Below are 13,786 nucleotides of genomic sequence, written 5' to 3'. Positions count from 1 at the left end.
ACAAAGATACAGATACAAAAACGCCAGGCTTGGCCTGGCGTTGGGGGAATCAGGCCGGTTCGACCTGCAGCGCGACCCGTTCGCGACATGGACATTCGTCCATGTAACGGTGCGCCTCGACAAACTCGCTGAAGGGGAAGACTCGGGTCTTCAAGGGCACCAGCACTCGATCCGCAGTCAGCTGGTTGATGTCGCGCAGCGCACGCTGCAACGCAACCTGATCCTGAATGATCCCCAGTTCCGGCTTGCCGGTGAAGTTGCCGATGCAGTGGACAAAGAACTGGATGTTCTTCTGGAACGCCGCGCAGGCCGGGAATGGAGTCTGGTTGCCGCCTTGCAGGCCGTACAACACCAGGCTGCCGCGAGGCGCCAGGACATCACCGAGCATCGACATCTGCGGACCGCCCAGACCGTCGAACACCACATCGACCCCGCGATTGTTGGTGAGCTTGTTGATCTGCATCAGCAGGTCCTGCTCTTCGGTGACAATCACCTTCTCGGCGCCGAGGGACAGCAGGTACTCACGCTCTTCAGCGGTCTTGGTCGCGGCAATCACCCGCACACCCAGGGCCTTGCCCAACTGCACAAAGGACGGGCCGGCACAGTGGCTGGCATCGGTGACCAGGGCGAACTGCCCGGGCTTGACCCGCGCAAGGTCAGCGTAGGCGAAATAGGCGATCAACAGCGGCGTGTAATGCACCGCGGCTTCGATAGGGCTAAGCACATCCGGATAACGGGTCAGGGCCGAGCGTGGCAGGACGATCTGCTCGCCATACACCGGGTAGTCATTGGGGCTTTGCGCGGGAAAGCTGGCGACCTTGTCACCGACCGCGAGGTCGTCGACGCCCTCGCCTACCGCCGTGACCACACCGGCCATTTCATGCCCGAGGCCAGACGGCAGACGCGCATGGGACGACGCCAGGTTCTGCCGCCAGAGCACGTCGTACCAACTGATACCGATGGCTTCGACTCGTACCTGCACTTCGCCTGGCGCAGGCAACGAGGCCGCATGCTCTTCGCATTTGAGCACCTCGGCCGGTCCAAACTTGTGAAAACGAATCGTGCGGGACATCGCAAACCTCGTCAAATTAACCTCTAATGCCGCGAACTTTATCCGGGCTTTGAAAGCAAGACTATCAGTGCCTATTAATAGTCGACATGTCTGTCATTGATTCCGTGCCCTTGAAAATCGGGGCGAATAGCGTGTCGGGCCGCAGCCTGAGCACAAACAAACAACATTTAGCCGATGCAGAGTACCAGCCTTTACCCGTAAGATTCACGCCGGCCATTGTTCCGATATGGCCGCTCCCGTCAAGTTCGCTGACTCTGCCAGGACTCCAGATGAATCGTAATGACCTGCGTCGTGTCGACCTGAATCTATTGATTGTGTTCGAGACACTGATGCACGAACGCAGTGTGACTCGCGCCGCCGAGAAGCTGTTTCTCGGTCAGCCAGCCATCAGTGCCGCGCTGTCGCGGCTGCGCAACTTGTTCGACGACCCGCTATTTGTACGCACCGGCCGCAGCATGGAGCCGTCGGCCCGGGCCGTGGAAATCTTCGCCCTGCTCTCACCGGCCCTGGACTCGATCTCCACCGCCGTCAGCCGCGCCGCCGAGTTCGACCCCGCCACCAGCACCACAGTGTTCCGCATTGGCCTGTCCGACGACGCGGAGTTTGCCCTCCTGCCGATGCTGCTCAAGCGCCTGCGCGCCGAAGCCCCGGGCATCGTACTGGTGGTGCGCCGGGCCAACTACCTGTTGATGCCGTCGCTGCTGGCCTCCGGTGAAATCTCCATCGGCGTCAGCTACACCGCCGACCTGCCGGCCAACGCCAAGCGCAAAGTCCTGCGCCGCAGCCTGCCCAAACTGCTGCGTGCCGACACCGTTCCGGGCGCCCTGAGCCTGGACGACTTCTGCGCCCGCCCTCACGCCCTGGTGTCGTTCGCCGGGGACCTGAGCGGTTTTATCGATGAAGAACTGGAAAAGCTCGGACGCAAACGCCACGTAGTGCTCGCTGTGCCGCAATTCAACGGCTTGAGCACCCTGCTGGCCGGCACCGACATCCTCGCCACCGTGCCCGACTACACCGCCGAGGCCCTGACCGCCGCCGGCGGCGTACGCGCCGAAGACCCGCCCCTGCCGGTGCGCAGCTTCGAGCTGCACATGGCCTGGCGCGGCTCCCAGGACAACGACCCGGGAGAGCGCTGGTTGCGTTCGCGGATTCAGATGTTTTTTGGGGATCCGGATAGCCTTTGAGATCGACCAGTGTCGCCTTCAACATCCACCGATTACTGGATGAGTGTTGCGATCCAAGGTGTGGCGCCAGGGTTGTAGGCGCTGATGAAGAATTGACCCATCTGCCGAAAAACCGCTGACCCAAGCAGCCTTCAAGGCTAAGGCCGTCTGTGCGCGGTATCTACCTATCCAAGTTGGGGCAGTCTTGCCCTCAGCAGGTGGGGCAATTGCGCATCAATGCCAACACTCGGCCCTCATGCAGAGAAGGCGGCGAGCACATCGCTGGCAATCAGCTCTTTTCTGGCGTTGCACTGATCGTCGCCAGTCATGCGCCAGACATTCCAGCCGTTTTGCAACTGACGCTCACCGAACCGATTCATCACCGACTCCAGTGCGCGTTGCTTTTGCGCTGGCAAGGCATTCAGTTTTTCCTCACTGAACCCATTGAAGTCAAAAACATCCCTGATGTAGTGAGCATCGACTGAATTTCGAGTGGACGCTGCCCATTTGCCGACCTGGTTACGCCCCTCCCACATCAAAGGGTGTAACTCGTCCGGGGTGTAAAAGCCCAAGCCGAACCCGGTTCCGTAACCCTGGCTTTCCTGATAGGCATACAGATATTCAAAGAGCTCGGCAAAGTCCTCCAGGCGCCAGAACGATTCGATCAGTTGCTCGAGACTCATGACCTCGTCTGCGACGCTCAAGAGCAAGCCATTGTCGTGCAGGAAAACGGCACTGACATGACAGTTCATCGATTCGTCGCATTCATCCTTTGACCAGATTCGCTCGGAATAAAGCGTTACTCCTGCGGAATCGGGAGCCAGCAAGTTCTTTTGATGATTTTTCTCAGAGAACTTGACGACTTTCCCGGCATTGTTACCGAAGCGTTCAATGGCCACTCCCAACTGCCCAAACCATTCCCTTAAAGAGACGCTGACGGCAGGCAGTTGTGCCGAACCCTCCTTTTTCAGATGGGCGACAAGGAAATTGTACGGTCGACTCATTTCGAGGCTCTCTTGGTTTTGGAGTTGCTGTGTATCACCGGCACAAGGTCCCATTGCAAACAGGCACGATTACCATCGTGTCAGCGGAACAAGCTCGGCCCGTGCCAGCAAAACACACCCACTACAAGGTGTAGGCAATGCCGACCTGCAGCGTTCGCGGAGCCCCCGGATAAGCGTAAACGTTGCCGAACGCGCCCTCTTCATAATCACGGTCAAACAGGTTTTTCAGATCCAGATTCAGCCGCACCTTGTCATTGACCTTGTAGAAACCGAGCAAATCGACAACGGTGTAGCTGCCCATCGAAAACCCGGTATTGGCGGTTTGCCCGGCGCGCTCGTCGACGTACCTGAGTCCGCTCCCCAGGCCCAGGCCCTTGAGCATGCCGTCCTGGAACTCGTACATATTCAGCAGGCTGAAGCTGTTTTTCGGGATGTTCAGCAGCCGCGTGCCAGAGCGCAGCACGTTGTCCTTGGTGACTTCGGCATCGACATAGGCGTAGCCGCCGATCACGCGCCATTCGGGCGTAAGGTTGCCGGCAACGTTGACATCGAAACCACGGCTTCGCACTTCACCGGCGGCCACGCTGAAGGTCGAGTCAACAGGGTCGGCGGTCAAGACGTTGCGCTTTTCGATCTGATAGATCGCCGCGTCGACACTCAACTGCTGATCCAGTGCTTCCCACTTGAGACCCATTTCATAAGACTTGCCCTTCTCCGGCGCAAACCCGCCGCCGAGCCGGCTGGCGCCGGTGTTGGGCTTGAACGAGCGAGCGGTATCGGCGTAGAGCGCCAAGGTCTCGGTCAAGTCGTAGCTCACGCCAATGCGCGGTGTGACCGCGTTGTCACTGGCCTGCCAACTCTTGCCGCCGGGTACATAGGTTTCATAGTCATGTTCGAAGCGTTCGAAACGCGCCCCTGCCAGCACTTTCAGTTTGTCGGTCAGGGCCACTTGATCCTGCACGAACGCGGCATAAGTCTTGAGGTTTTCCTTGTCATGAGTCGGCGTGCGGGTCAGGGCCGGACGCGGCTGGCCGTACAGCGGATCGAAGAGGTCGATGGGGTACGCACCGACAGCACCACTGGAGCGTTGAATGATCGACTGGTAGTCGTAGTCTTCGTACTCGATACCGGTGAGCAAAGTGTGCTGCAAACCGGCGGTATCGAAATGGCCGGTCAGGTTGAGCTGGGCATCCCGGTCGGTCCACTCCAGCTTGCGATAGTTGAAATTGCGCCCCAAGGTGCGGCCGTCAGCGGCAATACCGTTGGCCTCGACCGCGTTGCCCTTGAGCGAACCTTCAAGCCACTGCACACCACCCCCCAGGGTCCAGTCGTCATTGAGCAGGTGTTCAAAGCGCAGTTGCGCCATGTTGTTGTCGTTGTGCAGTTTGCCAACGTCTTTTTCACCGAAAAAACTGTCGCGAGAAGCGCTGCCAATCTGCTTCGCGTAACGGGTAACGCCTCGATCCAGAGGCGCGTTGTTACGCATGAAATCGCCTTCGAAAATCAGCCTGGTCGCGTCGCTTACCTGCCAGCTGAGCACCGGCGTGACACCGTAGCGCTCGGTGTCGACATGATCGCGGAAGGTATCGCCACCCTCGCCCACGACGTTCAGTCGATAGGCCAGGCGCCCGTCTTCGTCGAGCGGCCCGGAAGCGTCCAACGTGCCGCGCCTCATGCCCTGGTCGTTCAGTTGACTGCCCAGGGTGACCGTGCGCTCGGGCAACGGCTGTTTGGAAACCACGTTGAAAGTACCGCCAGGATCACCCCGGCCATACAGCATGGTTGCCGGGCCGCGCAGCACTTCAAGGCGTTCAATGGTGTTGGCATCCGGCATGTTCGGATAGCCGCGATTGATGGGAAAACCGTTGCGGTAAAACTCGCCGGTGGTGAAGCCACGGACGGTAAACGTGGTCAGCCCCTGCCCACCAAAATTGTTCGCCCGCCCCACGCCCCCGGCGTAGTCCAGCGCGTCCTGCAAACGCGTGGCTCCAAGATCCTCCACCGCATCCTTGGCGACCACACTGATCGACTGCGGGGTTTCATGGATCGAGGTATCGGTCCGCGTGGCGCTGGCCGAGCGCGTTGCGCGATAACCCTGCACCGGACCATCTGCCCTTTCGTAAGTCTCGGTGCCGATGACATCAGCCGTGCCCAACTCAAGGGTTGAGGGCTTTACCTGCGCTTGTTCAGCCCATGAGGTAGACGACAACGCTTGCAGCACACAAATGGAAAGCAGGGTTCGGCGCATGGAGAGAAAAAACCTTTACGAATAGGCCAATACAAGGGGTGAAACCGCCAAAAAACTCCGGCGCATGCTATACAAAACCATTCGCAATTAATACAAATTCCCATTAGTACCCAAGGCCCTATTCCCCCCTAGCCATCACCGAAGCGCGTCGCGCGAAATCCCCACCTGCATCCATTGACAAGGCCAGGGCAAAAATTCAACATGCCAGCACTTGTTGGACAACCTACAACCAACAACCAACAAGTACCGCTCTGCAACCGCCAAGGCGTGCGAAGAGCTGTCGAGGAGATGAAATCCATGCCTCACCCCAAATCCGCCACAGCGTGGCCGCCCTCCTGTGCCGCCCCGAGAGAAACGATCCAAGCCCCGAGCTTCGTGCTGCCGACAGGTGCATGCGACACCCATGCGCATGTGATCTGTGCTGATTTTGAGCGCTATCCCCTGGTACCCGAGCGCAGTTACACCCCGCCTCCCGCACCTGAGGCGCTGTACCTGGACATGTTGCGGGCCACGGGGATGCAGCGCGGGGTTCTGGTGCAGCCGAGCGTCTACGGCACCGATAACCGCTACATGCTCGAGGTGTTGCAACGTCATCACGATCGACTGAGGGGCGTCGCGGTAGTCGACGAACGAATCGGCGATGACGAACTGGCGCACATGCACGCCTTGGGTGTGCGTGGAGTTCGCATCAACGTGCTGTTTCGCGGCGGCGTGAATCTGGACTTGATGGAGCGTCTTGCCCATCGAGTTGCCGACCTTGGCTGGCATCTGCAGTTTTTGATTGATGTCCGGCTGTTAAGCGAGCTGCAGGCACGGATAGCCAGGCTGCCCTGCCCCGTGGTGATCGATCACTTCGGACACTTCCCGGCCCGCCTGGGCGTCAAGGAGCCAGGGTTCGAGTTGCTGCTGAGAAACGTGGCGGAACACGGTTGGTGGGTCAAGTTGTCGGGCGCTTATCGCCTGAGTGAGCGGCATCCGGACTATGCCGACACGGATGCGCTGGCCCATGCCTTGCTGGGCGTCGCCCCCGAACGAATGGTTTGGGGCAGCGACTGGCCCCACGTAGCGCTCGAAAGCACGCCCGACACCGGTTCATTACTGGATCGCTTGCGCTCATGGGCGCCCGATGAGCGCCAACGACAGAGCATCCTGGTCGATAACCCCGCCGTTCTGTACGACTTCAAATAACAAAAACAATAACCCAGCGGCACTAAGGTGCTGCACGGAGAACAATAATGAGCTGGTTTAGCGAACTTAATACCGTTGAAAAACGCACCTTCTATTCCGCATTGGGTGGCTGGGCGCTGGACGCCCTGGACTTCATGGTGTTCACCTTCGTCATCGCCTCCTTGATGACCCTCTGGCACATCGACAAGGGATCAGTGGGACTGCTGAGCACCGTGACCTTGCTGTTTTCGTCCATTGGCGGATGGGGAGCGGGGATCCTGGCTGACCGCTACGGTCGGGTGCGGCTGCTGCAGATCAGCATTCTGTGGTTCTCGATCTGCACCGTACTGATCGGCTTCGCGCAAAACTTCGAACAGCTGTTTGTGCTTCGTGCGCTGCAAGGCCTCGGGTTCGGCGGCGAGTGGGCGGTGGGCTCGGTGCTGATCGGCGAAATGGTCCGAGCGGAACATCGCGGCAAGGCCGTGGGTATCGTGCAGAGCGGATGGGCCATTGGCTGGGGCGCGGCCGCGCTGCTCTACACAGTGGCCTTCAGCTACCTTCCCGAAGACCTTGCCTGGCGCTCGCTGTTCTGGATCGGCATCGCACCTGCACTCCTGGTGCTCTACATTCGTAAATACGTGCCAGAACCCGAGGTGTTCCTGCAGAGCAAAAAGCACCAGAGCGAAACAGGCAACAGGGTGGCCTTCTGGCACATCTTCTCCCCCTCGCTGCTGCGCACCACCCTGTTGTCCGCGCTGCTGTGCATGGGGGTACAAGGTGGCTACTACGCGATCACCACATGGTTGCCGGCCTATCTGAAGCTGGAGAAGGGCCTGTCAGTCTTCGGCACCGGCAGCTACCTGCTGGTGGTCATCCTGGGTTCATTCTTCGGCTATGTCTGCGGTGCCTACCTGTCTGACCGGCTGGGGCGCCGCGCCAACTTCATCCTCTTCGCCGTCCTGTCGGCCATCAGCGTGATCTGCTACATGCAACTGAACCTGACCAACACCCAGATGCTGATTCTCGGCTTTCCCTTGGGGTTCGCCGCATCCGGTATCTACAGCGGCATGGGGGCCTTTCTGACGGAACTTTATCCTTCGGCAGTGAGGGCCAACGGCCAGGCGTTCTCCTATAACTTCGGGCGCGCGGTGGGCGCACTGTTCCCGGGACTCGTCGGTTTCATCAGTGCCCAATACAGCCTGGGCACCGCGATTGCGATGTTCGCCGGAGGTGCCTACTGCCTGGTTCTGGTGGTGACCTGCTTCCTCCCGGAAACCAGGGGCAAGCAATTGCACTGAACCAGACATCATTTGTTAGAGTAACGCCCGCGTATCGTTCGTTACGCGGGCGTTCTACGTTTCAAGCTTTTGAAACCGACATTCGATGACTGAGAAAAATGACTATAAAAGCAATTGGCCGACGTGATCACTTCTCGGTTGAGATCTTTCGTTATCTGGAAAGTGAAATACGTGAAGGTCGACTCCGTCCCGGTGATCGCATCCCCACCGAAAGCCGCTTAGCCGAAGCCTTCGCCGTTAGCCGAAATGTCGTGCGTGAAGCCGTGGCGCGGCTCAGTTCGGCTGGCCTCGTCATCAGTCGCCAAGGGCTTGGGGTGTTTGTTGCCACCGAAGCCAACCAGAGCAGCTTCCGCATCACTCAAGAGGAACTGACCGACAGCACCAAGCTGCGCCAGCTCTACGAACTGCGCCTGGACCTCGAAGTCGCCGCAGCCGCCATGGCCGCCCGACGTCGCTCACTCAATCAGTTGAACAAGATCGCGGCGGCGCTGGACACCCTGCGCGACGGCCTGCAAAACCCTCAGGACATGCTGGAGCACAGCCTGCAGTTCAAGCGCGCCATTGCCGACGCCACAGGCAATGACTACTTTCGCAACTTCATCATCTTTCTCTGCAGCCACGTCTACGAAGCGGCCTTGCTGGAAAACCGCCTGGTGCGTTCGAGCGACCTCGGCGAAACCCTGCTGGCCGAACATCAGGCGATCTTTGACGCGATCAAGCTCGGCGACCCCGACCTCGCCAGGCGCGCCACCTGGCAACAGATCATCAACTCCGCCGAGCGCAATGGGTTGCGGGGATTGCAAGGCTGGGAAATCACTCGCATGAGTTCGCTGGGCGAAACCTACGCCCCGCAATGCGCAGGCCCGGATCCCGAGCCGCGCAAACTGCAACGCACCTTGCCGGACGGGGCATGCGACTGCCACTTCCACGTCTTTGGTGACGAGCATGGGCAACCGTTCTCCCCTCACCGTTCCTACACGCCGCCCCCCGCTCCCCTGGAGGCCTTTGAGCACGTCCAGAAAACCCTGGGGTTGAGTCGCGCAGTCATCGTCCAACCCAGTGTCTACGGGGCGGACAACAGCACCACCCTGGCGGCGCTGAAGCAAGGGGGCAGCGCATTGCGCGGGGTTGTGGTGATCGATACCGACACCCATAGCCAAACCCTGCAGGCGATGCATCGCCTCGGGGTTCGCGGCGTGCGCGTCAACCTGATCTTTAAAAGTGGCGTCGAGGTATCGGATGTTGCGGCCCTGGCGGAAAAAGTCGCACCCCTTGGCTGGCACCTTCAGTTGCTGATCGATATCACCGAATTCGCCGACTTGTACGAAACCGTGGCCAGCCTGCCGGTGCCAGTCGTCATCGACCACATGGGGCACATGCCCACCAGTTGCGGGCTGAGCCACCCGGGATTCACCGATCTGCTGCGCCTGCTGCAAGAAGGCCGGGTGTGGGTCAAGCTGTCCGGCGCCTATCGCTTTACCGCGTCGAAGGACTTTCCTTATGACGACGTAACACCCTACGCCCGGGCGTTGATCGAGGCCAATCCGAACCGGCTGCTGTGGGCAAGCGATTGGCCACATCCGTGCATACCGGTGCCGATGCCCAACGACGCCAGCCTGCTGGAGATGCTGTTCGACTGGGTTGAAAACGATGACGCGCTGATCAAGCAGATCCTGGTGGACAACCCGGCACAGCTCTACGGCTTCTGAAGACGCCCAGCTTGGTCGGCGCCGCGCATCAGCTTCAGCAAGGCCTGGAGCGGGTGCTGGACGGTCTGCCCGTCCTTGCGCTTGACCTGGCTGCGGCACGAGTAGCCATCCGCCAGCAGGCGCCCGGCCCCATTGAGACGGGCCACCAAGGGGCCCCAGGACTGGCGGTAAATGACCTCCGAGGTCCCGGCGTTCTGGGTTTCGTGGCCGTAGGTTCCGGACATCCCACAGCAGCCGCTGGCTTGCACCTGCAACTTCAGGCCGACTCGCGCAAAAATCGTCTGCCACAGCGCCACGCTGCCCGGCTCGTTGGTTTTCTCGGTGCAGTGCGGCACAAAGTGGTAAGTCTCCTGGTCCGCGCCCAGCGCTGACGGCGCCAGTACCTGGGCCAGCCATTCCTGCGGCAGCAGCACGCTCGGGGCCTGATCCTGACCCAGGGTCTTGGCGTACTCCTGCCGATAAACCAGGGTCATCGCCGGATCAAGACCCACCAATGGAATCTGATATCGGTGCAGCTGGCGCAGCGATCGGCCGTTGCAATGCGCAGCCTTTTCGAAGGCTCTCAAAAAACCCTGGACCTGCAGCGGCTTGCCATTGGCCGCGAACGGCGCGATGTACACCTCAAACCCCAGCCTGGAAATCAGTTCGATCCAATCGGCCAGCAGCGGTGTTTCGAAGTAACGGGTAAAGGCGTCCTGCACGAGAATCACGCTGCGAGCCCGTTGCGCCTCGTCCAGCCGCTCAAGCAGCGCAGGCGACGCCACGCGCACGTTCCACCGCCGGCACACCTCATCAAAATCCAGCAGGCTCAGCAGCGGACTGTCGATCATTCCGGCCACCCGCCGCAGAAACGCCCCCACCATCCGCGAGCCGATGATCCCGTTGTACAAGCGCGGCACGCGGGCGAAGTGGGGAATGGTGTACTCCAGGGAACCGATGAGGTAATCCTTCAACGGGCGCAGATAGCGACTGTGGTACAGCTGCAAAAACCGCGAGCGAAAGTCCGGCACATTGACTTTCACCGGGCACTGCCCCGCACAGGACTTGCAGGCGAGGCACCCGGCCATCGCCTCGTAGACCTCGTGGGAAAAGTCTTTCTGGCCCAGCTTCCGTGCAAGCGTATTGAGCGCACGCCTGGGCAGGCCGAGCAGCGCGGACCTGGACGAGAGAGCCAGTTCCAGCACATCGACACCTTGCTGGCCCTGCAAGCGCAGCCACTCACGCACCAGCGACGCGCGCCCCTTGGGCGAGTGCAGTCTATTGCGGGTGCCTTTCCAGGACGGACACATGGCGTCATCGGGGTCGAAGTTGTAGCAGGCGCCGTTGCCGTTGCAATGCACCGCGGCGTCGTAGTGCGACCAGACCCGCTCATCGATGGTGCGATCAAGCTCGCCCCGCAACCGGACCTCGTCCACCCGGGTCAACCGGGCGTCGGGCAGCGTCTTGGGCGTGGCGATCTTGCCCGGATTGAGTTGGTTGTTCGGATCAAAAGCCGCCTTGAGTTCCTGTAGAGCCGGATAGAGTTCGCCGAAGTAGTCGGGCACGTATTGCGACCGCAAGCCTTTGCCATGCTCGCCCCAGAGCAAGCCGCCGTGCTTGTGCGTGAGCTCGGCGACGGCGTCGGAAATGGGCCGGATCAGGGCCGCCTGAGCGGGGTCTTTCATGTCCAGGATCGGCCGCACATGCAGGACCCCGGCGTCCACGTGACCGAACATGCCATATTCCAGGCCATGGCTATCGAGCAGCTCGCGGAACTGCGCAATGAAATCAGCCAGGTGCTCGGGAGGAACGGCGGTATCTTCGACGAACGGCTGGGGCCGGGCGGAGCCTTTGACATTGCCCAGCAACCCCACGGCCCGCTTGCGCATCGCGTAGACCCGCTGCACGGCCTGGGCGCCGACGGCCAGGGTGTGCCCCAATCGCACCACGCGGGTGTCACGCTGCAGGTGCAGGACAAATTCATCCACGCGTTGCAGCAAGGCCGCCTCGTCGTCGCCGCTGAATTCAACCAGGTTGATGCCCAGGGTCGGCACCTCGGGGTCTTGGGGAAAGTACTCGGCGACGCCGTGCCAGACGATGTCGTTCATCGCCAGCCCGAGGACCTTGGAGTCCACCGTCTCGATGGACAGCGGCTTGAGCTGCATCAACGCCTTGGCGTCGCGCAACGCATCCATGAAGCCCGCATACCGCACATTGACCAGGATCGAGTACTGGGGGACAGGCAGCACATTGAGCGTGGCTTCCACAATGAAACCCAGCGAGCCTTCTGAGCCGCACAGGACACTGTTGAGATTGAGTCGCTCGTTGGGCTCCTGCAGATGCGCCAGGTCGTACCCCGTCAGGCAACGGTTCAGCTTGGGAAAGGTGTGTTCGATCAGCTCGGCATATTGCTCCACGATCTGCGATGCACAGCGATGGATCGCGCCAACCTTGTCTTCGCGACGGGCCTGTGCCTGCCACTGATCAGGCTCCAGGGGCGCACTGTCGAGCCGCTCGCCACCGATGAGAATGGTCGACAGCGCCAGGACATGATCACGGGTCTTGCCATAGGTGCAGCTGCCCTGGCCGCTTGCGTCGGTGTTGATCATGCCGCCGATGGTGGCCCGGTTCGACGTCGACAGCTCGGGCGCAAAAAACAGTCCATGGGGTTTCAACGCCGCGTTGAGCTGGTCTTTGACCACGCCGCTTTGCACCCGCACCCAGCGCTCCTCGACGTTGATCTCAAGGATGCCGTTCATGTGGCGCGACAAGTCGACCACGATCCCGCTGGTCAACGATTGACCATTGGTGCCGGTTCCTCCACCCCGCGGCGTGAGTACCACCGAGCTGAATGGCGCCAGCGCCACGAGGCGGGCCAACAGCTGAACATCCTGCACATTGCGCGGAAACACCGCGGCTTGCGGCAGGCGCTGATAGATCGAGTTGTCGGTCGCCAGCACGGTCCTGAGCCCATGATCGCGAGCGATTTCTCCCTGGAAACCTTCCTGTTCCAGGCGAGCCAGGAACAACTCGCAGGCTGGGTTTTTGACTTCGTGGGGAGACAACCGGGCAATCATGCTGGAATTCCTACTGGCGATACCGCTAATCTGAGCATTCTCGTTATGTATGCTTTCCCCCCGACAGCTGCTGCATGGCAAGGGGCGCACCCACGATTTTGTGGGGCCAAGACGTTTCACACAAACGTAAAACCTGCAGCTTTTGCATGAGCTTTATGAATGAACCCACGCCGACTGACCCCTTCAATGTCCCTGCTGGTCGCCTTCGAGGCCGCCGCCCGCCATTGCAGCTTCACCAAAGCCGCGGACGAACTGGCCCTGACCCAAAGCGCGGTCAGCCGGCAAGTGCAGGCCCTGGAATCGCAGCTGGAGATCTCGCTGTTCAAGCGCGAGGGCAGAAAAATCGAACTCACCGCCGCCGGCGCCCTGTACCAGCATGAGCTCAGCGCCGCATTGGGGCGCATTCGCAGCGCCACCCTGCAGACCATTGCCTTCAAGGAAGAAGATGGCCCGTTGAACCTGGCGGTGCTTCCGACGTTCGGCTCAAAATGGCTGCTGCCAAAAATGCATGAGTTCTATGCCCGTCATCCCAGGAACCTGGTGCATATCCATTCAAGGATCATTCACGCCGACAACCCCTCCAGCGTGGGCGACATGCAGGCCATCATCTGCGCGGGGAAAGGGGACTGGCCGGGCTACGTGTCGCACCTGCTGCTGCGAGAAAAACTGATCGTCATCGCCAGCCCCAAGGCCCTGGCAGGCAACCCCGAGCTATCGCTGGACGAGCTCCCCCATCATTTGCTGCTCAATGTGGTGTCTCGCCCCAACGGCTGGTCTGATTGGTTCGACTTCAACAACCTGGATCACCAGAAAATGCGCACGGGCCCCAGCTTCGAGCTCACGGCCCACCTGATCCAGGCGGTGACCGCAGGCATAGGTATCGGGCTGGTTCCCGATATCCTGGTGCAGGAGGAAATCGAGTCTGGAGCCGTGGTCAAGCTGTTCGACCCCATGGAAAGCGGCCGCAACTATTACCTGACCTGCGCCGCGCGCTACCAGCACTTTCCGGCGTTCAAGACCTTCAGCGCCTGGTTGCTGTCCCTCCCCTCCTGAGGCGCCCGCTGCAAGC

At 60.5% G+C, this 13,786-nt stretch carries 9 protein-coding genes; 5 read left to right on the top strand and 4 right to left on the bottom strand.

Annotation, left to right across the window (positions count from 1 at the left end):
- Window positions 1–49: 49 nt before the first annotated feature.
- Window positions 50–1,072: a zinc-dependent alcohol dehydrogenase family protein gene (locus PFZ56_RS19960; protein WP_102879467.1), complete on the bottom strand. Its 1,023-nt coding sequence runs from the start codon at window positions 1,070–1,072 to the stop codon at window positions 50–52.
- A 269-nt stretch (window positions 1,073–1,341) separates the two neighbouring features.
- Here PFZ56_RS19960 and PFZ56_RS19955 point away from each other — a divergent pair, with 269 nt between their 5' ends.
- The gene (locus tag PFZ56_RS19955; RefSeq protein ID WP_102865166.1) at window positions 1,342–2,256 is read left to right on the top strand and encodes a LysR family transcriptional regulator; all 915 of its coding nucleotides are present in this window, start codon (window positions 1,342–1,344) and stop codon (window positions 2,254–2,256) included.
- A gap of 233 nt (window positions 2,257–2,489) precedes the next feature.
- Here the strand turns inward: PFZ56_RS19955 and PFZ56_RS19950 are convergent, their stop codons facing one another.
- Together PFZ56_RS19950 and PFZ56_RS19945 are read right to left on the bottom strand one after the other, a co-directional pair.
- On the bottom strand, window positions 2,490–3,239 hold the full coding sequence (locus PFZ56_RS19950) for a hypothetical protein (RefSeq protein WP_170002414.1): 750 nt from the start codon (window positions 3,237–3,239) through the stop codon (window positions 2,490–2,492).
- Between the two features lie 121 nt (window positions 3,240–3,360).
- Window positions 3,361–5,487 carry a TonB-dependent siderophore receptor gene (locus PFZ56_RS19945; RefSeq protein ID WP_110595592.1) on the bottom strand — a complete coding sequence of 709 codons (2,127 nt, stop codon included), beginning with the start codon at window positions 5,485–5,487 and terminating at the stop codon, window positions 3,361–3,363.
- A 297-nt stretch (window positions 5,488–5,784) separates the two neighbouring features.
- On the opposite strand from PFZ56_RS19945, the gene PFZ56_RS19940 reads away from it, so the two are divergent.
- The 3 genes from PFZ56_RS19940 (at window position 5,785) to PFZ56_RS19930 (ending at window position 9,661) form a co-directional block, all read left to right on the top strand.
- Window positions 5,785–6,675 carry an amidohydrolase family protein gene (locus PFZ56_RS19940; RefSeq protein ID WP_102879582.1) on the top strand — a complete coding sequence of 297 codons (891 nt, stop codon included), beginning with the start codon at window positions 5,785–5,787 and terminating at the stop codon, window positions 6,673–6,675.
- 47 nt (window positions 6,676–6,722) lie between these two features.
- Window positions 6,723–7,952, top strand: coding sequence for an MFS transporter (locus PFZ56_RS19935; protein WP_047304692.1), 1,230 nt, complete (start codon window positions 6,723–6,725; stop codon window positions 7,950–7,952).
- A gap of 98 nt (window positions 7,953–8,050) precedes the next feature.
- Complete coding sequence (locus tag PFZ56_RS19930; RefSeq protein WP_170002416.1) at window positions 8,051–9,661, top strand: amidohydrolase family protein; 1,611 nt, start codon at window positions 8,051–8,053, stop codon at window positions 9,659–9,661.
- Here the strand turns inward: PFZ56_RS19930 and PFZ56_RS19925 are convergent.
- Window positions 9,649–12,717 (bottom strand): FAD-binding and (Fe-S)-binding domain-containing protein, encoded by a 3,069-nt coding sequence (locus tag PFZ56_RS19925; RefSeq protein ID WP_170002418.1) that lies wholly within the window; start codon window positions 12,715–12,717, stop codon window positions 9,649–9,651. The two genes, PFZ56_RS19930 and PFZ56_RS19925, sit on opposite strands and share 13 nt — an antisense overlap.
- A gap of 159 nt (window positions 12,718–12,876) precedes the next feature.
- Between PFZ56_RS19925 and PFZ56_RS19920 the strand changes: the two genes are divergently transcribed.
- A complete protein-coding gene (locus PFZ56_RS19920; RefSeq protein WP_170002420.1) occupies window positions 12,877–13,770 on the top strand; it encodes a LysR substrate-binding domain-containing protein in 894 nt (297 codons plus the stop codon).
- The last annotated feature ends 16 nt before the right edge of the window (window positions 13,771–13,786 follow it).

Source organism: Pseudomonas danubii (assembly GCF_042980055.1).
Taxonomy (GTDB): domain Bacteria; phylum Pseudomonadota; class Gammaproteobacteria; order Pseudomonadales; family Pseudomonadaceae; genus Aquipseudomonas; species Aquipseudomonas danubii.
The sequence above is the reverse complement of the archived record's forward strand: the minus strand, read 5'-3'. Positions and strand labels throughout refer to the sequence as shown.